Raw genomic sequence first — 22,083 nt, forward strand, 5'->3', positions numbered from 1 at the left:
GTGTTCTCTTCCTTCGCGAAAGGTACATTTCGCGCATGTATAATGCCCCCATGGCCCCACCGGAAGGCTCCCACGTTATCTGGAAAACTATCGGCGTTAAAAGGCCCGAAAGGGCCCTTGGAGACCTGGCCCCTTACGCGGAGTACCTCCTCCTGGAGCGGGGCTACTCGGTCCGGGGGGTGCGGCGCTACCTCCAGGACCTCTCCCTCTGGCTCCGCTTCCTCGAGGAGGAGGGCTTTCCCCCAGGCCCCGAGGCGGTGCGGGCCCTGCTCCTCGCCAAGCGCTGGGCCCCCCGGCGGGTGCAGGGGTTCCTGGCTGCCCTCAGGAGCTACTACCGCTACCTGCGGGAGATCCGGGGAGAGGCGGCGGAAGACCCCACGGAGGGCATCGGCCGCCCCAAGGCGGGCCGGAGGCTTCCCCTGCACCCAAGCCCCGAGGAGCTCAAGCGCTTCCTCGAGGCCCTCTCCGAGGAGAAGGAGGCCCGGCTCCTCCTGGCCCTGGCCCGCTTCCTCTACGGCACGGGCCTGCGCATCTCCGAGGCCCTCTCCCTGAAGGGGCGAAACCTGGTCCTCGAGGGTGGCCATCCCGTGGCGGTGCGGGTGGTGGGCAAGGGCAACAAGGAAAGGCTGGTGCCCCTTTCCCGCACCGCCCAGGGGGCGCTTTTGGAGCTGGGCCCGCCCCAGGGGAATGTGCCTATTTTCACATTCCACGGGGGCAGGCGCAGGGGACAGGTTCCCTCGGCCCGCTGGGTGGAGGCCAAGTTCCGGGAGGGCGCCCTAAGGGCGGGTCTGGACCCCAGGCGCCTCACCCCCCACAAGCTTCGCCACGCCTACGCCACCCTCCTCGTGGAGCGGGGCGTGGAGCTGGACGCGGTGAAGGACCTCCTGGGGCACGAGTCCATCGCCACCACCCAGATCTACCTGCACGCCTCCCGGGAACGGCTTAAGGAGGCGGCCTCGAGGCTCCCCGACCTCTAACACCACCCCATGCTGGCTTGGGCCAGCATGGGGGCCCCGGTAAGGGGCTAAGCCCCCGCCGAAAGGTGAGGCAGGACACTTGTCCCTTCCCCTGGGGTGTGCGATACTAACAAACGACCGTTCGCCATGGACCGCCGCGAAGAGATCCTCCACATGGCCGGAAGGCTCTTCAGCCAGCGGGGCTACCACGCCACCAGCATGAGGGAGCTCGCCCGCCACCTGAACCTCCAGGGAGGAAGCCTTTACACCCACATCTCCTCCAAGGAGGAGCTCCTCCTGGAGGTGGTGCGCCAGGCGGCGGAGAGGTTCCAAAAGGTGCTGGAAAGCCTCCCCCAGGAGGGCCCCGTGGAGAGGATGCGGGCCCTGGTCAAGGGCCACCTCCGGGTCATCGCCGAGGAGCTTCCCCGGGCCACGGTCTTCTTCCACGAGTGGAAGCACCTCTCCCCTCCCCTCCTCGAGGAGGCCAAGGCCCTGAGGCGCCGCTACGAGGAGGGGGTACAGGCCCTGGTGGAGGAGGGGGCACGGGCGGGGGTCTTCCGGGTGGAGAACGTGCGGCTTGCGACCCTCTTCGTCCTCTCGGCCCTCAACTGGACCTACCAGTGGTACCGGCCCGATGGCCCCCTTTCCCTGGAGGAACTCTCGGAAGCCTACGCCAAGCTGGTCCTCAAGGCCCTTGGCGTGGCCCCTTCCCCGGAAGGGGAACACCGTGAGGAAGGAGGCGAGGATGGTGAGGCTTAGGATCGGCTACCCCGAGGACCCGGACTACGAGGAGAGGCTTCTGGAGTTTGAGGCCAGGATCGCCCGGGGGGAGAAGATCGAGCCCGGGGACTGGATGCCCGCGGAGTACCGCAGGCAACTGGTGCGCATGATCTCCCAGCACGCCCACAGCGAGTGGGTGGGCATGCTCCCCGAGGGGGCCTGGATCCCCCGGGCCCCCTCCTTGAGGCGCAAGCTCATCCTCCTGGCCAAGGTGCAGGACGAGGCGGGGCACGGCCAGTACCTCTACCACGCCGCCGAGACCCTGGGGGTAAGCCGGGAGGAGATGGTGGAGGCCCTGCTCTCGGGGAAGGCCAAGTACTCCAACATCTTCAACTACCCCACCCTCACCTGGGCGGACGTGGCCATCATCGGCTGGCTGGTGGACGGCATGGCCATCAAGAACCAGACCATGCTGGCCCAGTGCTCCTACGGCCCCTACTCCCGGGCCATGGTGCGCATCTGCGCCGAGGAGACCTTCCACCACAAGCAGGGGAAGGAGGCGGTCCTCCTCTACGCCAAGGGCTCCCGCAAGCAGCGGCGGATGGTCCAGGACGCCCTGAACCGCTGGTGGTGGCCCACCCTGATGATGGCCGGCCCCCACGACACCGACTCCCCCCACACCCCCCTCCTCCTCCGCTGGGGCATCAAGACCAAGACCAACGACCAGATCCGCCAGGAGTTCCTGAAAGAGCACGTCCCCGAGCTCCTGGAGGCGGGGCTCACCATCCCCGACCCAGAGCTCCGCTACGACGAGAAAACGGGGAACTGGACCCACGGCCCCATCCCTTGGGACGAGTTCCGGAAGGTGATCGGGGGGGAAGGCCCCATGAACCGGCACCGCCTCGAGGCCCGTCGCAAGGCCCACGAGGAAGGGCGCTGGGTGCGGGAGGCCATGGAGGCCTACGCCAAGAGGCGGCTCGCCCAGGCGGCGGACTAGGGAGGAGCCATGTGGGGAACGGAGTGGCCCCGGTTTGAGGTGATCAAGCAGGACACGGAAAGGAGCCTGCCCCAGATGGTGGGCTCGGTGCACGCCACGGACCCCGAGCACGCCCTCCTCCTGGCCCGGCACGTCTTCGTGCGGAGGCCTTCGGCCTACGCCCTCTTCGTGGCCCCGGCGGAGGCCTTCTTCCACGTGACCCAGGAGGGGCTAAGGGACCCCAAGGCCCTGGAAGGGCCCTTGGGGGAGGAGGATGCTTTCCCGCCAGGGAAACAGCTTGAGGCCTATTGGGTCTTCGCTAAGAAGAGCCACCGCCGGAGCATGGTCTATGGGGACCTGGTGGGCCGCTTCCTGGCAAGAAGCCCAGGGGAAGCGGTGAAAGAGGCCCTCCTCGAGGCCCAGGGGGTGGCCTTCTGGGCGGTTCCGGAGAGGCTCGTGGTGGGCACCGAGCCCACGCCCGAGGTGGTGGAGAGCTGGTTCGCCCCCGCCCGGGAGAAGACCTACCGCCTGCAGAGCTACTACGGGCTCGTCACCGCCAAGGAGGAGCGCCATGCTTGAGAAGCTCCTGGTGGAGAAGCTCACGGCCTTGGCCGACGACGAGGTGGTTCTCGCCCAACGCCTCTCGGAGTGGGTGGCCCACGCGCCCATCCTCGAGGAGGACATCGCCATCGCCAACCTGGCCCAGGACGAGCTGGGCCACGCCAAGCTCTACCTGGAGCTAAGGCAGGAGCTGGACGGGTCCGACCCCGACGAGCTGGTCTTCTTCCGCGACCCCCTGGAGTACCAAAACGCCATCCTGGTGGAGCTTCCCAAGGGGGACTGGGCCTTTACCATGGTCCGGCAGTACCTCTTTGACCTCTACGAGAACCTCTGGCTGGAGGAGGCGCGAAAGAGCGCCCACCCCCCCTTCGCGGAGGCGGCCGAGAGGATCCTCAAGGAGGAGCGCTTCCACCTCCGGCACTCCGCCCTCTGGGTAGAGCGCCTGGGCCTGGGCACGGAGGAGAGCCACGCCCGGGCCCAGAAGGCCCTGGAGACCCTCTTCCCCTACGCCAAGCAGCTCTTCGTGCCCTTGCCCGGGGAGGAGGAGCTAGTGGCGGCGGGGTACGTGCCGGACCTAAAGGCCCTTCGGGACCGGTACCTGGAGGAGGCCGCGCGCCACCTGGAGCGCTCGGGGCTCAAGGCGCCGGAAGGGGGATACGTGCCCAAGAGCCGCAAGGAGCACACGGAATACCTATGGTCCCTCCTCGCGGAGATGCAGTCCGTGGCCCGGTGGGACCGGGAGGCGAAAGCGTGGTAGAGCGGTACTGGGAGGCCCTAAAGGGGGTGAAGGACCCGGAGATCCCCGTCCTCAACATCGTGGAGATGGGGATGGTCCTGGGGGTGGAGGCCGAGGGAAACCGGGTCAAGGTGCGCTTCCGCCCCACCTTCTCCGGCTGCCCGGCCCTTCAGCTCATCCGGGAGGAGATCGTCAAGGCCCTCAAGGGGGCGGGGGCTGAGGAAGTGGAGGTGGAGGAGGCCCGCACCCCCTGGAGCACCGAGGCCATGACCGAGGAGGCCCGGGAGAAGCTTCTCGGCTACGGCGTTGCCCCGCCCCTCCCCCTCCCCATGGCCGGGGAAGACCCTCCCTGCCCCCGGTGCGGGAGCCGGGAGGTGGTCCTCAAGAACCCCTTCGGGGCCACCCTGTGCAAGGCGCTCTACCAGTGCGCCGCCTGCGGCGAGGTCTTTGAGGCCTTTAAGGCCGTCTAGGGAAGGGACGCGCGATGAAGCTCCAAAGCTACCTCATGGGCGAGTGGCGGGAAGGCCAGGGCGAGGGCGTCCCCGTGCGGGACGCGAGCACGGGGGAGGTCCTCGCCCGGGTGACGGCGGAGGGCCTCCCCGTGAAGGAGGCCGTGGCCTGGGGCCGGGAGGTGGGCGGAAAGGCCCTTTTGGCCCTGGGCTTCCAGGAACGGGGGAGGCGGCTTAGGGCCCTGGCCCAGTACCTCTCCGAGCGGAAGGAGGCCCTCTACCGCCTCTACGCCACCACGGGGGGGACGAGGCGGGACGCCTGGTACGACGTGGACGGGGGGATCGGGGTCCTCTACGCCTACAGCTCCCTCGCCCGCAACCTCCCCGAGGGCAACCTCCTCCCCGAGGACGAGTTCCTTCCCCTCTCCAAGGACCTCTCCTTCCAAGGGAGGCACGTCCTCGCCCCCAAGGGGGGGGTCACCGTCCAGATCAACGCCTTCAACTTCCCCGTATGGGGGCTCTTGGAGAAGTTCGCCCCCGCCTTCCTCGCAGGGGTCCCCACCCTGGCGAAGCCCGCCACCCCCACGGCCCACGTGGCCGAGGCCCTGGTGCGAATGATGCTGGAGTCGGGCCTCCTCCCGGAAGGGAGCCTCCAGCTCCTGGTGGGGGGCGTGGGGGACCTCTTGGACGCCCTGGACCACCGGGACAGCGTCTATTTCACCGGGTCCAAGGCCACCGCCGACCGGCTCCGCCGCCACCCGGCCTTCCTGGAGCGGGGGGCCCTCTTCAACGCCGAGGCCGACTCCCTAAACCCCGCCCTCCTGGGGGAGGCGGCCACGGAGGAGGAGCTTTTGCGCCTCGCCCAGGAGATCGCCCAGGAGCTCGCCATCAAGACGGGGCAGCGCTGCACCGCCATCCGCCGGGTCTTTGCGCCAAAGGACCGCCTCGAGGCCCTCCTACAGGCCACCCGGGAACGCCTCGCCGGCCTCCGCCTGGGGGACCCCCGGGAGGAGGGCGTGGACCTCGGGCCCCTGGCCTCCCTGGAGCAGAAGGGGGAGGTGGAGCGAGCGGTGGCGGCCCTCCTGGAGGCCGGGGCCCGGGTCTACTGGAGGCACCCGGGGAGAGGGGATGGGGCCTTCTTTCCCCCCACCCTCCTCCTCGCCGAGGACCCCTGGTCCGAGGCCCTCCACCAGGTGGAGCCCTTCGGCCCCGTGGCCACCTTCTTCCCCTACGAGACCCGGGAGGAGGCGGCGAGGCTTGCCGCTTTGGGCGGGGGAAGCCTCGTGGCCACCCTCGCCACCTCCGACCCCGAGGAGGCGCGCTTTTACCTCTTGGCCCTCGCCCCCCACGTGGGGCGGCTCCATATTCTAAACGCCCGCACCGCGGCCTCCTCCACGGGGCACGGCTCCCCCCTTCCCCGCCTCCTCCACGGCGGGCCGGGGCGGGCGGGGGGCGGGGAGGAACTGGGCGGCCTCCTCTCCGTGAGGCGCCACCTTCAGCGGGTCGCCCTCCAGGCCGACCCTGGGCTCCTCTCCGCCCTCACCGGGGAGTACGCCAAGGGGGCGGAGAGGCCCGCGGGGGTCCACCCCTTCCGCAAGCCCTACGAGGACCTCGAGGTGGGCGAGACCCTCACCACCCACCGCCGCACCGTCACCGAGGCGGACATCGCCCTCTTCTCCGCCCTCTCCTGGGACCACTTCTACGCCCACACGGACGAGCTCGCCGCCAAGGAGAGCCTCTTCGGGAGGCGGGTGGCCCACGGCTACTTCGTCCTCTCGGCGGCGGCGGGGCTTTTCGTGGACCCGGCCCCGGGCCCCGTGCTCGCCAACTACGGCCTCGAGGGCCTGCGCTTCCTGGAGCCCGTGGGGGCCGGGGACACCCTCCAGGCCCGCCTCACGGTGAAGCGCAAGCGCCCCCGGGACGAGAAGACGGGCGTGGTGGAGTGGGCCGCAGAGGTGGTGAACCAGGAGGGGAAGCCGGTCGCCACCTACACCCTCCTCACCCTGGTGGCCCGCAAGGGCGCCTAGGCCCGTGCTACCATGGGGGTATGGGCGAGCACGGCGCCTTCTGCCCCGTCTACGCCGCCTTGAACCTTCTCCAGGAAAAGTGGACGCTGCACATCATCCGCGCCCTCCTGGAGGGTCCTAAGGGCTTCAACGAGCTGGCCCGGGCTGTGGGCGGGGTGAACCCCGCCACCCTCTCCCAGAGGCTGGAGCACCTGGTGGAGGTGGGGGTGGTGGAGAAACGGGTGGAATCCTACATGCCCCCCAGAACCCGCTACACCCTCACCGAGGCGGGCCGGGAGCTGGAGGCGGTCATCGCCGCCATCGACCGCTGGGCCCGCAAGCACCTCCAGGCCCCGGTGGCCTAGCCCATCCCCCTCCGGGCCCCCGGGCGGGCAGGGGGTGGGATCACTCCGCTTCCCCGGCCAGGTACTGGAGGTAGTTCGCCAGGCCCATCTGCTGGAGGAGTTCCCGCTGGGTTTCCAGCCAGTCCACGTGGCCTTCCTCGTCCTTGAGGATCTCCGCCACCAGGTCGCGGGTGCCGTTGTCCCCGAGGCTTTGGGCCAGGTTCATGGTCTCGTTGTAGCCCTTCACCGCTTGGAGCTCGCCCTCGTAGTCCTTAAAAAGGATTTCCTCCACGGTCTTGCCGATCCTGATCTCGGCGATGCGGCTCACCTCGGGGAAGCCCTCCAGGAAGAGAATCCTTTCGATGTGCTTCTCGGCGTGGCGCATCTCGGTGATGGCGTGGGCCTTGAGGTGGCGGGCCAGGGCCTTGAAGCCCCAGTTCTCGGCCATCTCAGCGTGGACCATGTACTGGAGGACGGCGGCGAGCTCCTCGGAAAGCCTTGCCTGCAAGCTCTGGATCACCTCGGGGTGGCCTTTCATAGGACCTCCTCCCCTACTCTACACCCACGGGGAGGAAGGCGAGGCGCCACCCCTGGAAGAGGCTGTGCCTGGGGCGATCTTCCTGGGGGAAGTCCTCCCGGAAGTGGGCGCCCCGGCTCTCCTCCCGGGCCAGGGCCGCCCGGGCGAGGAGGCGCATGAGGAGGAGCAGGCTTCCCGCCTCGAGCCGGTCCCTGCTGGCCTGTTCCACCTCCTCCAGGGGCACGGCCTCCGCCCGGCGGAGGAAGGCGAGGAGGGGCTCTTTGCGCCGCACCACCCCGAGGGCTTCCCCCGCTTCCTCCCTCAGGGAGGCCACCGCCTCGGGGGAAGCGGCGAGGGCGGGCAGGGGGGTGGGCCCGGGCGGGAGGGCCAGGTCCTCCAGGGCCCTCAGGGCGGCCCGCCACCCCACCACCAGGCCCTCGAGGAGGCTGTTGGAGGCCAAGCGGTTCGCTCCGTGGAAGCCGGTGGAGGCCACCTCCCCCGCGGCGAAGAGCCCGGGGATTCCCGTGTGGCCGAAGGCGTCGGTCCGCACCCCGCCCATGGCGTAGTGGGCCGCCGGGGCCACGGGAAGGGGCTCCCTCAAGGGGTCCAGGCCTAGGGCCCGGGCCTGGGCCACCACCGTGGGGAAGCGTTCCTCCAGGCGGGGGATGGGCCGGAGGTCCAGGTAGACGGCGCCCGTCCTTCTCCGCTCTTGAAAAACCGCCCGGGCCACCACGTCCCGGGGGGCGAGCTCCGCCAGGGGGTCGTAGCGGGGCATGAACCGCTCCCCGTGGGCGCTCAGGAGGAGGGCCCCCTCCCCCCGGCAGGCCTCGGAGACCAGGGCCCCGCCCGGAAGGGCTGTGGGGTGGAACTGGACGAACTCCAGGTCCCGTAGCGCCGCCCCTGCCCGCCAGGCCAGGGCCATCCCGTCCCCCGAGGTTGAGGGCGAGTCTCTCCCCAGAGAGGATGCCCCGCAAGGGCCCCCGGATCCGGGCCACCTCCGTGCCCTCCGCCACCCCAAGCCCCGTGAGGACGCCCCCCTCCTTGGCGAGGATCACGGCCTCGCCCCAAAGGTCCTCCGGGACCACCAAAAGGCTCGTGAGGTCCCCGTGCCCCAGGTCCTCCCGAAGCCAGGCCCTCAAGGCCTCCTCCAAGCCGCCTTGCCAAAGCGCCTCCCCGACCACGCCCCCCATTGTAAGGAGAGGGCCTTTCTCCCGTGGCCCTCCGCCCTAACCTGGAGGGGATGGGAAACCGCCTAAAGGCCGCCCTCAGCCCCTACCTTCTCGCCCACGCCGAGGACCCCGTGGACTGGTACCCCTTTGGCGAGGAGGCCTTCCGGAAGGCCCAAAGGGAAGACAAGCCCATCTTCCTCTCCGTGGGCTACTCCAGCTGCCACTGGTGCCACGTGATGCACCGGGAAAGCTTCCAGGACGAGGAGGTGGCCCGCCTCCTCAACGCCCACTTCGTGGCCGTGAAGGTGGACCGGGAGGAGCGCCCCGACGTGGACGCCGCCTACATGCAGGCCCTCGTGAGCCTCACCGGCCAGGGTGGCTGGCCCATGAGCCTCTTCCTCACCCCCGAGGGCAAGCCCTTCTTTGGGGGCACCTATTTCCCTAAGGAAGACCGCGGCGGCCTGCCCGGGTTTAAGCGGGTGCTTCTGGCCGTGGAGCGGGCCTGGCGGGAGGAGCGGGAAAAGCTAGAAGGGGAGGCCAAGAAGCTGGCCAAGGCCCTCTGGCGAAGCCTGGCCCCGCCTCCGGGCCCCGTCCCTCCGGATGTGGAGGAGAGGGCCCTGGAAGCCCTTGCCCAAAGCTTCGACCCCGAGTGGGGCGGCTTCCTCCCCGCCCCCAAGTTCCCCCAGGGCCCCCTTCTCCTCTACCTCCTGGCCGTGGCCTGGAGGGGGGAGGAGAGGGCCAGGGCCATCCTCCCCCGAACCCTGCGGGCCATGGCCTTGGGGGGCCTCTACGACCAGGTGGGGGGTGGGTTCCACCGCTACAGCGTGGACCGCTTCTGGAGGCTACCCCACTTTGAGAAGATGCTTTACGACAACGCCCTCCTCGCCCGGGTCTACCTTGGGGCCTATAAGCTTTTTGGGAAGCCCCTTTTCTTGCGGGTGGCGCGCGAAACCTTAAGCTGGCTCCTTTCCATGCAACACCGCGAAGGAGGCTTTTTTACCGCTCTGGACGCCGAGAGCGAGGGAGAGGAAGGGCGGTACTACACCTGGACGGAAGGTGAGGTTAAGGAAGCCCTGGCCGAGGACTTTCCTCTGGCCCGCCGCTACTTCGCCCTGGGGAAGGATCTGGGGGAGCGCTCGGTGCTCACCGCCTGGGGGGAGGAGGAGGTGGCCCAGGCCCTGGGGGAAACCTTTCCCCTGTGGAGGGAGGAGGTGCGGGGGAGGCTCCTCGCCGCCCGTAGGAAGCGCTACCCCCCTTCCCTGGACGATAAGGTTCTGGCGGATGGGTCGGCCCTGGCGGTCCGGGCCTTGGCGGAAGGAAGCAGGCTTCTAAGGGAGAGAAGTTACCTGGGGGCCGCCCGAAGGGGAGCGCATTTTCTCCTGGAGAAGATGCAAAGAAAGGGCCTTCTCCGCCACACCTGGTGGAGGGGTGCCCTGGGGAAGGAGGCCTTTCTCGCGGACCAGGCCTTTGCTGCCTTGGCCCTTCTGGAAATCTACGGGGCCACGGGGGAATGGCCTTATCTGGAACAGGCCAGGGTTTTGGCGGAGAAGGCCCGAGTAGAGTTTAGCCCCGGCCATGCGCCCCTACCCCTTCCTGCCATCGGGGTGGAGGAGGGGGCCATTCCCACGGGGGAAAGCGCCCTGGCCGAGGCCTTTTGGCGCCTGGGAGGAATTTTGGCCGAGGAGCGCTACCGAGCGTGGGCGCGGGAACTTTTGGCGGCCAGGGCCCTTTGGCTTGGCCGCTACCCCCATGCCCTGCCGGGCTTCCTCCTGGTCCACCGCCTTCTGGGGGAGGGGTCGGAGCTCGCCCTTCCTCTTCCCTCCCCCCTGGCAGAGGAAGCCCTGGGCCTTTACCTGCCCCTTACCCAAGCCATTCTGGGGCCGGAGGAGGCCCTCCCCTCTCTGAGGGGGAAGGAGGCGGGGAAAGGGTATCTCTGTACCCGTGGGGCCTGCCGGAGGCCTGTGGGGGACTTGGGGGAGCTTTTGCGGGAGGTGGAGGAGGTGTATGGGAGGTGAGCCATTTGTGCTTATATTCACGATTACACCAGCTTGTGCCTTTTATCTCCCTACAGCCCTGAGTCCGAGGGCCCTAGCCAGGGCGAACCGGTCCGCTGGGTCTGGGTGGCAGGTGTACAACAAGTGGCCCCTCCGGGTGGAGCGAAACCCCGACGGCACCTACACCTGCCTCAACTTCTCCCGGGAAACGGGAAAGCCTGAACGCCTACAAGGGGCCTTTCACCCTGGAGGAGCTCAGGGCCCAGTACTTCGACCCGGAAAACCCCCCCACCGCAGCCCTCTGGCCGAGGTAGGCGGGGCGCCACCTTCCCAGGGCCCTCCTCTCCCTTAGAGTTTAGCCAACCGCTTCCAGTCTATTTCACCTCCCTAGGGAGTCACGACCACGTCACGCGTCAGCGTATCTTGGGGCCACTTCCTGCTTCCACGACCCATAGCTCGTAGATCGGTCCCGGCAAGCCGGGGCCTGGACGGCCTTCTCCCCATCGCTGAGGTCGCTGGGGTAAGATCGCCTAAGAGCCACCCTCCGAGCATACCAAACTTTTACGACAGCCTCTTAAAACAGTATCGATAGGTTATCATGCTCTATCTCTGCGAGGAAGCCAAACGGCTTTTGCGCCTGGGGTTCTTACCGGGTCTGGTGGGAGGAGGACTTGCCGTAGCCTTCCGTACCGTTGTGGAACTTTTGAACGAGGTGCCCGCGTTGTTTCTTCCCCTCACCGGAGCCGCTGTGGGTTTTCTTAGCCTGTGGCTTTACCGCCGGGCACCCTACCTGAGAGGGGGCGGGGTAGACCAGGTGCTCTTTCTCTACCATCGAGGCCGGGACCAGGTTTCCCCGAGCCTCGGTTTGCTTAAGGCCCTGCTCACGGCCCTCACTTTGGGCCTAGGGGGAAGCGGAGGGCAAGAAGGTCCGCTCCTCTTCGCCGCCGGAGCCTTAGCCCAGATTCTCCGACCTAGGAATGCCATAGAAGCGCAGACCCTCCTCCTGGCAGGGGGAGCGGGAAGCGTGGCCGCACTCTTCCACACCCCCCTAGGTGCGGCCTTCTTCGCCGCTGAGGTCCTCTACCGGGGCGCAGCCCTAGAGGGTCACCTCCTGGCTTACCTGACCGTAGCCGCTATCTCGGGATACGGCCTCCAGAGCCTTTTCTTTGGCACGGCTCCTCTCCTGCCGGTGCCCGAGGTTCGGCCGCTCCCCCTCTGGCCCGGCCTCCTCCTTGCGCCGGTGGCGGCCGTGGCCGCCACGGCCTGGACTCGAGGCCTGGCCTGGACCAGAAAGCGCTGGCAACCCCGCGTTCTACCCTTCTCTCTGGCGCTCTCTGGGGTCTTAACCTTGGCCTTCTCCTGGGTGCGAGGGACGAGCTACGAGGCGCTCGGCCACCTCCTGGCAGGCTCGGGCCCCGACCCTCTCCTTTTCATCCCCCTCAAGGCCCTCGCCGTGCTCCTCTCGGCGGGGACTGGGGCGAGCGTGGGCCTCTTCGGGCCCTCCGTGGTCCTAGGGGGCGCTTTGGGAACCCTCATGGGCCACCTCCTCCACATCCCAGGGCCCGAGGCTGCGCTCCTAGGCATGGCCGCTCTGGTGAGCGCCACCGCCCGCACGCCCTTTGCTGCCGTGGTGCAAATGGTGGAGATCACCGGAGCCTACACCCTCCTCGTGCCGGGCTTGGCGGTGGCTTTCGGCGCCTTCCTTCTCACCCGGGAAACCCTCTTTCCCTTGCAACCCCGAGGTCCGGAGGCCAGCCCCGCCCACGCCGAGAACCTCCTCGCCCACCTGAACGAACTGCCTCCCAACCATCCTATCCTTACAGGAAAACTCGGCGCGGTTTTGATTGCCCTGGAAACGGAGCATCCTTGGGCAAACAAGGTCTTGAGAGATCTCCCCCTACCCCCAGGGGTGCGGGTTGGCCTCGTCTTCCGCCTGGACGACGCTTTCGCCCCGGTTGGGGAAGACCGGCTTATGGCGGGGGACCGCATCCTCTTCTTCGGCCCCAGAGAAACCATCTTGCAGCTGACAGGGAAGCTCATGGAGAAGTAAAAAATCCTAGGGAAGTAAGGGCTTTTCAAGCGGCATATCCAAGAGTTTCTCCAGCCCAGGTAAGCCAAACCCGTCCGATTCCCTAACGCTTAGGACTTTAGTCCCTGGACGCCATACCGGCGCCGGGTATATAAAGCTATGAGAAAGGGAGGTAAACCATGCTAACGCGCAGGCGCTTTCTAGGTACCGCCGGCATTTTAGCTGGCGGGGCGGCGCTTTGGCAGCGAGGCCTCGCCCGAGAGCCTAGGCCCATCCTCCACAAGCCCATAGGGGAAAAACCTCTCATCTGCCCCTACTGCGCCACGGGGTGCGGGATGATCGCCGCAGTGCAAGAGGGCAAGCTGGTCAACCTGGAAGGCGACCCCGATCACCCCATCAACCAAGGCGCCCTCTGCGCCAAGGGACAGGCCGCCAGGGGGTTCGTGGAAAGCCCCTTCCGGGTTACCAAGGTCCTCTACCGCGCCCCTGGATCGGACCGCTGGGAAGAAAAGGACTGGGGCTGGGCTCTGGACCGCATCGCCCGCCTCATCAAGGAGACCCGCGATGCCGAGTGGGTGGAGACCGACGATCAGGGCCAAGTAGTGCGCCGGAGCGAGTCCATCGCCACCTTGGGAACCAGCGTGGGCTCTAACGAAGAGGCCTACGCCATGTCCAAGCTCTTTCGCGCTCTCGGCATCATTTACATAGAACACCAAGCCCGCATTTGCCATTCTTCCACCGTGCCCGCCTTGGGGGAGAGCTTCGGCCGCGGGGCCATGACCAACCACCCCATCGATTTCAAGAACGCTGATGTCATCCTGGTGCAAGGCGGGAACCCAGCAGAGCAACACCCCCTTACCTTCCGCTGGATCCTCGAGGCCAAGGAACGCGGGGCCAAGCTGATCGTGGTGGACCCTCGCTTCAATCGCACCGCCTCCAAGGCCAACCTCTTCGCCCAGATCCGCCCGGGCACCGATATCGCCTTCATGGGAGGCTTGATCCGCTACATCCTGGAAAACAAGCGCTACGATGAGTTCTACGTAAAAAACTACACCAACGCCCCCTTCCTCGTACATCCGGATTTCAAGACCGCCACCGACCTAGACGGCCTCTTCTCGGGGTACGACCCGGAAAAGAAAACCTACGACACCAGCACGTGGGTCTACCAGCTTGATGAGAACGGGATGGTGAAGAAGGACCCAACTCTCTCCCATCCCCAAAGCGTCTTCCAGCTTCTGAAACGCCAGTACGAGCGCTACACGCCGGAGGTGGTGTCCAAGATCACCGGGATCCCCGTGGAAAAGCTTCTGGCCATTTACGAGCTCTACAGTTCCACCGGGCGCCCCGACCGGGCCGGAACCATCACCTACGCCATGGGGGCCACGCAACACACCTACGGCACCCAGCATATCCGCACCTATGCCATTGTCCAGCTCTTGCTGGGTAACGTAGGCCTCCCCGGGGGTGGGGTCAACGCCCTTCGGGGGCACTCTAACGTCCAGGGAAGCACGGATTTCGCCCTCCTCTACCACGACCTTCCCGGTTATTTAGGCCTTCCCACCGGGGACAAAGCTACCCTCAAGGACTGGCTGGCCTCCAAAACGCCCAAGGCCCTGAATACCCCCTCTGCCAACTGGTGGCAGAACTACCCAAAGTACTTTGTAAGCTTGCTCAAGGCCTGGTGGCCCAAGGTAGACCCCGAGACCGCTTACGGGTTCCTGCCCAAGCTTTCCCCCCATAAGGAGGGCATTCCCGATAAGAGCGCCGACTACTCCCACTACGCCATCTTCCACGCCATGCTGGCAGGCCGCATTAAAGGGCTTATCGCCATCGGGCAGAACCCCGCGGTCTCGGCCGCCAACGCCAACCTGGCCCGGCGCGCCCTGGACTCGCTTCGGTGGTTAGTGGTGGTGGACCCGATGGAAACGGAAACCGCCGCCCATTGGAAGCGGCCTGGGGTTAACCCCAAGGACATCCAAACGGAGGTCTTTCTCCTCCCCTCGGCGGTGTGGGCGGAGAAGTCGGGAAGCATCACCAATACCGGCCGCTGGGCCCAGTGGTACGACAAGGCCTTGGAGCCGCCCGGCGAGGCCCGGGATGAGCTCTGGATCCTCACCGAGCTGGTTCAGCGCTTGAAGAAGCTTTACGCAGAAGAAGGCGGCCCCAACAAGGAAGCCATCCTGGAACTTTCCTGGTGGAGCCACTCGGAGAAGCTTGCGGAAGAGGTGGCCAAGGAGTACAACGGCTACGACCTCACCACCGGCAAGCTCATGGCCAAGTTCGCCGACTTGCGGGACGACGGCACCACAGCCTGCGGCAACTGGCTTTACTGCGGCGCCTTCACCGAGGAGGGCAACAAGATGGCCCGCCGGGACAACCGGGACACCCACCCCCTGGGCCTGGGGCTTTTCCACAACTGGGCCTATTCCTGGCCGGCCAACCGACGCATCCTTTACAACCGGGCCTCCACCGACCTCCAGGGGCAGCCCCGCAACCCCGCCAAGTGGCTGGTACGCTGGAACCCCAAGGAGGAGAGGTGGGAGGGGGACGTTCCCGACGGCGCCTCTCCCCCGGACAAGGCCCTCCCCTTCATCATGCAAGCGGATGGCGTGGGCCACCTCTTCGGACTCAAGCTCAAAGACGGCCCCTTCCCCGAACATTACGAGCCCTGGGAGAGCGCCCTAGCCAACCTCCTATCTGGGCAGGACAAAAACCCTGTGTGCAAGGTCTGGGTAGGGGACCTGGACCTCTACGGCACCCCCGACGAGTACCCCATCGTAGCCACCACCTACCGCCTTACCGAGCACTGGCACACGGGCATGATGAGCCGCAACGTGCCTTGGCTCCTCGAGCTCCAGCCTAACCCCTTTGTGGAAATGGACGTCGAGCTGGCCCAAAGCCTCGGGGTCAAAAACGGCGAGTGGGTGCGGATTAAGAGCGCCCGCGGCGAAATGCGGGCCGTGGCCCTGGTGACTCCGAGGGTCCAGCCCGTCAAGGTGGGGGACAAGACGCTACACCAGGTAGGCATCGTTATCCACTGGGGCTACCAGGGGGGTAACCCAGGGGACTCGGCCAACCTCCTCACTCCCGAGGCCCTGGACCCCAACAGCCTCATCCAGGAAACCAAGGCCTTTTTGGTACGCATAGAGAAGCTCTCTTAAGGAGGTAGGGGATGCCCAGCGCCAGCGATTACGCGATACTTTTTGACGCCAGCCGGTGCATCGGCTGCAAGGCCTGCCAGGTGGCCTGCAAGCAGTGGAACGACCTCCCTGCGGAAGAAACCGCCAACGTGGGGAGCTACGCCAACCCCCTTAAACTCTCCGGGCACACCTGGCTGAAGATGAACTTCTTTGAGGGCCTGCGCCCCAACGGAGAACCTTACTTCGACTTCGTGCGCGGGTCCTGCATGCACTGCACCCACGCCCCTTGCGTGACCGCATGCCCCACGGGAGCCATGGCCCATCGGGAAGGGGGCGTGGTAACCGTGGACGAGGCCACGTGCATCGGGTGCCGTTCCTGCGTGCAGGCGTGCCCTTACGGGGCCGTTCACTTCGACAAGGCCAAAGGGGTAGTCCACAAGTGCACCCTCTGCTATGACCGGATCTCCAACGGCGACCAGCCCGCCTGCGTCAAGGCCTGCCCCGTGGACGCCCTCACCTTCGGGCGATACGGGGAGATCCGCGCCGTGGCCGAGGAACGGGTAAAGGCCCTCAAAGAGCGGGGCTACCCCAGGGCCAGCCTTTACGGCCTTCACGAGCTGGGCGGCACCCACGTCCTTTACGTTCTCACGGAGCATCCGAGCCAGTACAACCTCCCTACTGCCGTGGCGGAAGCGGAAAAGCGGGCCGCTGGCGGATGGCTTTCCGCTGGCATCGCCGCCGCAGTGGTGGGCGCGGGCCTCAAGTTCATCATTGAGCGGCGGGAGGCCCTGAAAGGAGGTTCCCAATGATCACCCTCAACTGGCCTAATCCCATAAGCGAGGAGCACTGGGGCATTTGGATTGCCCTTTACTTCTTTCTGGCAGGCATGGGAGGTGGAGCTTATCTGTTAAGCGTCCTTTACTGCCACCCACACCGGGTGCGGCAGACAGCCTTCTGGGCCTTGCTTACGGTGGTGCTAGGATCAGCCCTCTTGGTGCTCGACCTTGGACAGCCCTTGCGCTTCTTGAATCTGCTTCTGTCTGGGTGGCGTCCAGGTTCAGTCATGTGGCTGGGGAGCTGGTTCCTCGTGCTCTCCGGCTTGGGCCTCTTGTTGGTGTGGTTGCGGCCTACCCCGCGTTGGTTCCAACAAGTGGTGGCCTTCTTGGTAGCGCTGGTGGTAGGGTATACGGCCGTGCTCCTGAGCTCCACCAGCAAGCCTTTCTGGAACGCCTCTCCCCTGCTTCCCTGGCTCTTCCTGGCTTCCGCCGCCACCGCTGGGGGGGCGCTTTTGCAACTCTTAGAGCCTAACGAGCGCTTGCGCCGAATTGTGACGGCTATGGGGGTGGTGGAGGGCCTGGTTCTCCTGGCCCACCTCCTCTGGGTCTACCCGGTGGCCACCTCTTCGGTGCTGGTCTTGGTGGGTGGGACCTTGGCCTGGGCCTTTTGGGGCTTTCTCTTGGTGGGGCTTCTTTTGCCCTTGTACTTGGAGCATCGCCACGGCAACGTGGCCATGGCCGCCCTTCTAACCCTCTTGGGCGCTTTCCTTCTGCGCTATTTCGTGGTCTTCGCCGCCCAGATGTAGGCCTCTGGTGGAGCTGGAGGCGAGGTAAGGTTAACCATGCTGGAACGACTGGAACTTCTCCACCGCAGACTGGCCGAGCTCCCGCGAACCGAGGAGGAACCCAAGACAGGGCTCCTCTCCTCCCTAGAACGGGTACGGCAGGTTGTTTCTGAGATCTTCCCTGAGCTGATCTCTGGCACCTCCCTTCCACCGCTACCCCAAGTCCTTCGGGATGCGGAGGCCTTGAAAAGGGGTCAACTCCCCGAGGATCCCGCCTACGCCTTCTGGCTCCACCAGGCCTTACGCCTCCTCCATCAACCCAAACCAGCCTCTGGAGAGCTCTCCGATGCCTGCCCTGCTTGTGGTGGCTTCCCTGACGCCGCCTACCTGGACAGCGAGGGGCGCCGCTACTACGTGTGCGCCTTCTGCGATACCCCCTGGCGGGCCCCTCGCCTAGCCTGCCCCGCCTGTGGGGAGGACCGCGCGGAGGCTCTGGCCTACTACGCCCTCGAGCCCTACCGCATTTACGTATGCCACACCTGCGGCAACCGCTTTGCCGCCCAGGACCTTAGGCTTAAGGAAGAACTGGACCTTCCCGCCCTCCGGGCCCTCACCGCCTGGTACGCCGGAGCAGAAGCAGAAGAAGATGTGGCGCTTTGAGCGGGGTACCTTCACCCCGGAGGACTTCCCCCTTCCCGAGGAGGGAAGCCTCCTGCTCGTGGTGAACGGTAGGCCCTGGACGGTCCTGGCCTACACCCCCGGGGAGGAGGCGTATTTGGCGGTGGGCCACCTCTTCCTGAGCGGGGTTCTGCGGGGCCTGGAGGGGGTACGGCTCAGGGTAGGGGAGGGGATGGTCCTTCTGGACCTTCCCTACGAGCCCGAGAAGGCCCTGGGGGTGCGGGACAGCGGCTGTGCCGCCGGCCTCCGCCACGGGGAGCCCAGGCTTTCCCCCCTTCCCCCCGTTGCCCTGGACCCTGCCCTTCCCCTCCGGCTTCTGGCCACCTTACAGGCGGAGGCCCGGGCCTACCGGAAGAGCCGGGGCATCCATGGGGCTGCCCTTTTTGACCTGGAGGGGCGGCTTCTTTACCTGAACGAGGACATCGGGCGACACAACGCCGTGGACCGGTTGGCGGGGTACATGCTTTTGGAGGGGGTGAGGCCGCCGGTGCTTTTGGCCAGCACGGGGCGGGCGAGCCGGGAGATGGTGGCCAAGGCCATTGGGATGGGGGCGGTGCTTTTGGCGACCCGGACGGGGGCCACGGCCCAGGCGGTGGCCCTGGCCCAGGCGTACGGCCTGGCCCTGGCGGCCTACGTGCGCCCCACGGGCTACCGACTCTACGCCCACGGGGGGATGCCGGTAGGAGCCCCCATCCCCCAACCTACGTAGGCGCTTTATACCCCAGCGTGGTACCGGGGCCCCCATGCTGGCGAAAGCCAGCATGGGGTGGTATTAAGCCCAGACGTCCTCGGGATGCCGCAGGCCCTGGGGCCTGGCCTTCAGGACCTCCAAGGCCTCCTCCTCGGACATCACCGGGTTCTGGTAACGGATCCCCAGGGCCTCCCCCATGAGGCGGAAGACGTGGGTGTTGTCCACAAGGCCTAGGTTCAGGGAGCGGAGGCCCTGGCCGTAGAGGAGAAGCACCACGGGGCTTGCCGTGTGCTGGCCGGAAGCCCAGCCGATGTTGGGACGGTCGGGCTTCTGGGGGTTCCTCTGCCCCATGGCCCAGGCCAGGGTGTTGTCGGGCTGGACGCCGTGGCGCACGCCCTCGGGCCAGTAGACCTTCTCCCGGATGGCCCGCACCACCGTCTCCGCCTCCTGGTCCTGGAGGGCCACCCCCTTCATGGCCCGGAAGGCCTCCTTCACCTGGTTGGCGTCGGGGCTATTCCCCAGGACCCGCCGCATGTGTTCAAAGCTGGCCCGCTGGGGCTCCAGGAGGTCAATTCCGGCGGAGCTTTCCAGGTAGCTGCGGCCCGCCCCGTAGAGGCCGCCCACCCCGGTGGCGTGGTCGGAGACCAGGAGAAGAAGGGTGTCCGGGTGCTGGTCCACAAAGCCCACCAGGAGGTCCAGGGTCTCGTCGGCGGCCAGGACGTCCCATAGGGTGGTCCCGGCGTCGTTTAGGTGGTTGGCGTGGTCGATGCGGCCTGCTTCCACCTGGAGGACGAAGCCCTGGCGGCTTGCGGCGAGGCGGGGCAGGGCGGCCTGCACCATCTCCTTGAGGCTCGGCACCCTTAGCCCCTGGAAGCGGCGGTCTATCTCGTAGGGCACGTGGCCATCCCAGAAGACCCCGAGGAGCTTGCTGGCGTTGGACCGGGAAAGCTCCTCAGGGGTGCGCACCACCCCGTAGCCCCTCTGGGCGAAGAGGGCGTAGAGGTCCCTCTTGTCCTTACGCTTTTCCGGGTGGAAGAAGCGGTCCCCACCCCCCAGGTACACCTCGGCCCCGAACTCCAGGTACTGTTCAGCGATCCGCTCCTCGGCGTTGCGGTCGGGGTTGGAGACCACGAAGCTCGCCGGGGTGGCGTGGGTAACGGTGGTGGTGGTCACCAGGCCCACCGCCTTCCCCGCCTCCTTGGCGGCGGCGAAGAAGGGCTTGAGGGGGGTGCCGTCGGCGTGGATGGCCAGGCCCCCGTTCACCGTCTTCACCCCGCAGGAGAAGGCGTTGCCCGCGGCGCTGGACTCGGTGACGTAGCTGGTCAGGCTGTAGGTGTTCACCAAGCCCGTGGGGTAGCGGGAAAGGAGCCTTTCCAGGGTCAGAACCCGGCCCTGGCGCCTGCGGGCGAAGGCCTGGGCGATGGCGTAGTCCTCCCAGGAAAAGCCGTCGTAAACGAAGACGATGAGGTTGCGGTACCTCCGGCCGAGGGCGGGCTGGTTCTGCGGGGCTCCCTGGGCCATGCCCCGGGGCAAGAGGGCCAGGGCCCCGGCCGCCAAACCGCCTTTCAGGATGTCCCTGCGCTTCATCCTTAACCTCCCCAGGACCAGTCTGGGGGAGTCCCGTCAGGGAAGTGTCAGGAACCTAGGGCCTTCTTTAGGAGCCGCTCCGCCCCCTCGGGCCTCGCGGGGAGGTACAGGTGGACGAAGCTCGCCAGCACCCGCCCGTCGGTGAAGCCCTCCACCTCCTTCCCCCCTACCCGGCGCCAGGCGGGGCTTGGGGAGGCGGGAAGCCTGGCGTAGTGGAACTCGTGCCCCTTGAAAGCCTGGCCCCTTCGGGCCACGGGGCTATCCCTCAAGGCCTCCACCTCCCGGTAGCCGAGGACGGGCCTCTCCGCCATGCGGGCCTCCCCCGGGACCAGGCCCACCATGGGGAAGAAGCGCTCCCCTACCCAGAGGCCCTGGGCGAGGTACATGTACCCCCCGCACTCGGCCACCACGGGGCCGGGGAAGCGGCGGATGGCCTCCCGCAGGGCCCGGTTCTTAGAGAGCCTCTCGGCGAAGAGCTCCGGGTAGCCGCCCCCGAGGAGGAGGGCGTGGGCTTGGGGGAGGGTCTCGTCCTCGAGGGGGCTGAAGGGGACGAGCTCCGCCCCCAGGGCCTCCAGAAGCTCCAGGGCCTCGGGGTAGTAGAAGGCGAAGGCCCGGTCCCAGGCGTAGGCGAGCCGGACCCGGGGCGGGCGCCTTTCCGGCAGAAAGGGTGGGACCTCGGGAAGGGGCGGGGCGGTGGCGGCGAGGGCCAAGACCCTTTCCAGGTCCACGCGGAAGGCCCGCCTCAGGGCCTCGAGGGGCGGGGCCTTTTCCCCGGCGAGGACCAGGCCCAGGTGCCGCTCGGGGAGGGCAAGGTCCGGGTCTTGGGGAAGCCAGCCGAGGAGGGGGAGGCCCACGGCCTCCAGGGCCTCCTTCAGGATCTCGGCGTGCCTTTCCGAGCCCACCCGGTTGGCGAAGACCCCCACCACCCGCACCCCGGGTTGGAAGTCCCGGAAGCCCAGGGCGAGGGGGGCGATGGAGCCCGCCATCCCCTTGGCGTCCACCACCAGGGCCACGGGGGCCTTGAGGAGCCTCGCCACCTGGGCGGTGGAGCCCACCTCTCCCCGGGGGTCCTTCCCGTCAAAGAGGCCCATCACCCCTTCAATCAGGGCGAAGTCCGCCCCCCTCGCCCCGTGGCGGAAGAGGGCGAGGAGGCCCGTCTCATCCAAGAAGAAGCCGTCCAGGTTGTAGGGCCTGCGGCCCGCGGCCTTCTCCAGGTGGGTGGGGTCAAGGTAGTCCGGCCCCACCTTGAAGGGCTGCACCCTTAGGCCCCGCTCCCTCAGGGCCAAAAGGAGGGCCAGGGAGACGGTGGTCTTCCCGGCGCCCGAGTGGGGGGCGGCGAGGAGGAGGCGCATCGCATCATCGGGGGGTCAGGGTCTGCAGGAGCCTGGTGGCCTCCGCCTGGGCGAGGTGCCGGAAGCCCATAGGGTCTTTCCCTAAGGCCTCCGCCAAGGCCTCCAGGTAGGCGTCCAGGTACTCCTCCGAGATGAGGGCGGTCACGGTGAAGGCGAGCCGCCGCCAGGCCCCTTCCAGGGCCCGGGCCTCCTCCGGGGGCAGGGCCTCGTGGGCCCTTTGGGCCACCTGCTCGGTGAGCCAGTTCCACATGCTGGCCATCATGGCGTTGGTCACCCCACGGCGCACGTGGACCAGCCCCACCAAGGCCTGCCAGGCGAAGTATTGCCCATTGAAGGGCCCCGCCACGGTGCGGAGGTACCAGTCCCTCAAGGTCTTCTCCCTGAGGGGCCTCTCTCCTTCCCTAAAAACGGCACGGGTAGGCGGATGGGCGAAGAGGGTGTCGTAGAAGCCCCGGACCAAGCCCTCGGTGAAGCCCTCCAGGAAGGCGCGGTGGCGGGCTAGGACCTTTCCGTCCTCCACGGGACGGAAGCGGGCTTGGGGCGGGAGTTGGGCCCAGATCTCCTGGGCTATGCCGTAAAAGCGGGCCAGGTTCTTCTCCGTCATGGCCTAAAGCATA

At 67.2% G+C, this 22,083-nt stretch carries 19 protein-coding genes and 2 pseudogenes; 15 read left to right on the forward strand and 6 right to left on the reverse strand.

Annotated features, from left to right (window positions below):
* The first annotated feature begins 35 nt into the window (after nt 1–35).
* The 8 genes from ACY5J6_RS05795 (at nt 36) to ACY5J6_RS05830 (ending at nt 6,769) form a co-directional block, all read left to right on the forward strand.
* Nucleotides 36–977: a tyrosine-type recombinase/integrase gene (locus ACY5J6_RS05795; RefSeq protein ID WP_462846412.1), complete on the forward strand. Its 942-nt coding sequence runs from the start codon at nt 36–38 to the stop codon at nt 975–977.
* A gap of 126 nt (nt 978–1,103) precedes the next feature.
* Nucleotides 1,104–1,715, forward strand: a complete 612-nt coding sequence (locus ACY5J6_RS05800; RefSeq protein ID WP_462846413.1) for a TetR/AcrR family transcriptional regulator — start codon at nt 1,104–1,106, stop codon at nt 1,713–1,715.
* Complete coding sequence (gene paaA, locus ACY5J6_RS05805; protein WP_462846414.1) at nt 1,702–2,673, forward strand: 1,2-phenylacetyl-CoA epoxidase subunit PaaA; 972 nt, start codon at nt 1,702–1,704, stop codon at nt 2,671–2,673. Before ACY5J6_RS05800 ends, paaA begins: the two co-directional genes overlap by 14 nt.
* Nucleotides 2,674–2,682: 9 nt before the next feature.
* Nucleotides 2,683–3,231 carry a phenylacetic acid degradation protein gene (locus ACY5J6_RS05810; protein WP_462846415.1) on the forward strand — a complete coding sequence of 183 codons (549 nt, stop codon included), beginning with the start codon at nt 2,683–2,685 and terminating at the stop codon, nt 3,229–3,231.
* Entirely contained in the window at nt 3,224–3,970 is a 747-nt protein-coding gene (gene paaC, locus ACY5J6_RS05815; protein ID WP_462846416.1) for a 1,2-phenylacetyl-CoA epoxidase subunit PaaC, read from the forward strand. The genes ACY5J6_RS05810 and paaC overlap by 8 nt, the downstream gene beginning before the upstream one ends.
* Nucleotides 3,964–4,419 (forward strand): 1,2-phenylacetyl-CoA epoxidase subunit PaaD, encoded by a 456-nt coding sequence (gene paaD / locus ACY5J6_RS05820; RefSeq protein WP_462846417.1) that lies wholly within the window; start codon nt 3,964–3,966, stop codon nt 4,417–4,419. Before paaC ends, paaD begins: the two co-directional genes overlap by 7 nt.
* A 14-nt stretch (nt 4,420–4,433) precedes the next feature.
* Complete coding sequence (gene paaZ / locus ACY5J6_RS05825; RefSeq protein ID WP_462846418.1) at nt 4,434–6,425, forward strand: phenylacetic acid degradation bifunctional protein PaaZ; 1,992 nt, start codon at nt 4,434–4,436, stop codon at nt 6,423–6,425.
* Between the two features lie 20 nt (nt 6,426–6,445).
* Nucleotides 6,446–6,769, forward strand: a complete 324-nt coding sequence (locus ACY5J6_RS05830; protein WP_054638332.1) for a winged helix-turn-helix transcriptional regulator — start codon at nt 6,446–6,448, stop codon at nt 6,767–6,769.
* Nucleotides 6,770–6,809: 40 nt separating this feature from the next.
* Here the strand turns inward: ACY5J6_RS05830 and bfr are convergent, their stop codons facing one another.
* The 3 genes and pseudogenes from bfr to ACY5J6_RS05845 all read right to left on the reverse strand — a co-directional run.
* Nucleotides 6,810–7,286, reverse strand: coding sequence for a bacterioferritin (gene bfr / locus ACY5J6_RS05835; RefSeq protein WP_462846419.1), 477 nt, complete (start codon nt 7,284–7,286; stop codon nt 6,810–6,812).
* A 13-nt stretch (nt 7,287–7,299) separates the two neighbouring features.
* Nucleotides 7,300–8,199: pseudogene (locus ACY5J6_RS05840) on the reverse strand (FAD-binding protein); the annotation flags it as partial.
* A pseudogene (locus ACY5J6_RS05845) lies at nt 8,198–8,455 on the reverse strand (carboxylating nicotinate-nucleotide diphosphorylase); the annotation flags it as partial. The pseudogenes ACY5J6_RS05840 and ACY5J6_RS05845, both read right to left, overlap by 2 nt.
* A gap of 50 nt (nt 8,456–8,505) precedes the next feature.
* Between ACY5J6_RS05845 and ACY5J6_RS05850 the strand changes: the two are divergent.
* The 7 genes from ACY5J6_RS05850 (at nt 8,506) to ACY5J6_RS05880 (ending at nt 18,545) form a co-directional block, all read left to right on the forward strand.
* Nucleotides 8,506–10,449, forward strand: a complete 1,944-nt coding sequence (locus tag ACY5J6_RS05850) for a thioredoxin domain-containing protein (protein ID WP_462846420.1) — start codon at nt 8,506–8,508, stop codon at nt 10,447–10,449.
* A gap of 673 nt (nt 10,450–11,122) precedes the next feature.
* Complete coding sequence (locus tag ACY5J6_RS05855) at nt 11,123–12,478, forward strand: chloride channel protein (protein ID WP_462846421.1); 1,356 nt, start codon at nt 11,123–11,125, stop codon at nt 12,476–12,478.
* Nucleotides 12,479–12,636: 158 nt separating this feature from the next.
* Nucleotides 12,637–15,618: a formate dehydrogenase-N subunit alpha gene (gene fdnG / locus ACY5J6_RS05860; RefSeq protein WP_462846422.1), complete on the forward strand. Its 2,982-nt coding sequence runs from the start codon at nt 12,637–12,639 to the stop codon at nt 15,616–15,618.
* A gap of 11 nt (nt 15,619–15,629) precedes the next feature.
* Nucleotides 15,630–16,406, forward strand: a complete 777-nt coding sequence (locus ACY5J6_RS05865) for a 4Fe-4S dicluster domain-containing protein (protein WP_462846423.1) — start codon at nt 15,630–15,632, stop codon at nt 16,404–16,406.
* A complete protein-coding gene (gene nrfD / locus ACY5J6_RS05870) occupies nt 16,403–17,179 on the forward strand; it encodes an NrfD/PsrC family molybdoenzyme membrane anchor subunit (RefSeq protein ID WP_462846424.1) in 777 nt (258 codons plus the stop codon). The genes ACY5J6_RS05865 and nrfD overlap by 4 nt, the downstream gene beginning before the upstream one ends.
* Before the next feature lie 222 nt (nt 17,180–17,401).
* Nucleotides 17,402–17,818 carry a hypothetical protein gene (locus ACY5J6_RS05875; RefSeq protein WP_462846425.1) on the forward strand — a complete coding sequence of 139 codons (417 nt, stop codon included), beginning with the start codon at nt 17,402–17,404 and terminating at the stop codon, nt 17,816–17,818.
* On the forward strand, nt 17,805–18,545 hold the full coding sequence (locus ACY5J6_RS05880; protein ID WP_462846426.1) for a formate dehydrogenase accessory sulfurtransferase FdhD: 741 nt from the start codon (nt 17,805–17,807) through the stop codon (nt 18,543–18,545). Before ACY5J6_RS05875 ends, ACY5J6_RS05880 begins: the two co-directional genes overlap by 14 nt.
* A gap of 63 nt (nt 18,546–18,608) precedes the next feature.
* Here ACY5J6_RS05880 and ACY5J6_RS05885 read toward each other — a convergent pair whose 3' ends face one another.
* Genes ACY5J6_RS05885 through ACY5J6_RS05895 form a run of 3 tightly spaced genes read right to left on the reverse strand, consistent with a single transcriptional unit; the run spans nt 18,609 to nt 22,070 of the window.
* Entirely contained in the window at nt 18,609–20,114 is a 1,506-nt protein-coding gene (locus ACY5J6_RS05885) for an alkaline phosphatase (RefSeq protein WP_462846427.1), read from the reverse strand.
* Nucleotides 20,115–20,161: 47 nt separating this feature from the next.
* A complete protein-coding gene (locus ACY5J6_RS05890; protein WP_462846428.1) occupies nt 20,162–21,466 on the reverse strand; it encodes a cobyrinate a,c-diamide synthase in 1,305 nt (434 codons plus the stop codon).
* Nucleotides 21,467–21,470: 4 nt separating this feature from the next.
* Nucleotides 21,471–22,070, reverse strand: coding sequence for a protoglobin domain-containing protein (locus tag ACY5J6_RS05895; RefSeq protein WP_462846429.1), 600 nt, complete (start codon nt 22,068–22,070; stop codon nt 21,471–21,473).
* Nucleotides 22,071–22,083 lie beyond the last annotated feature (13 nt).

The sequence above is a fragment of the Thermus sp. H19.2 genome, assembly GCF_054979525.1.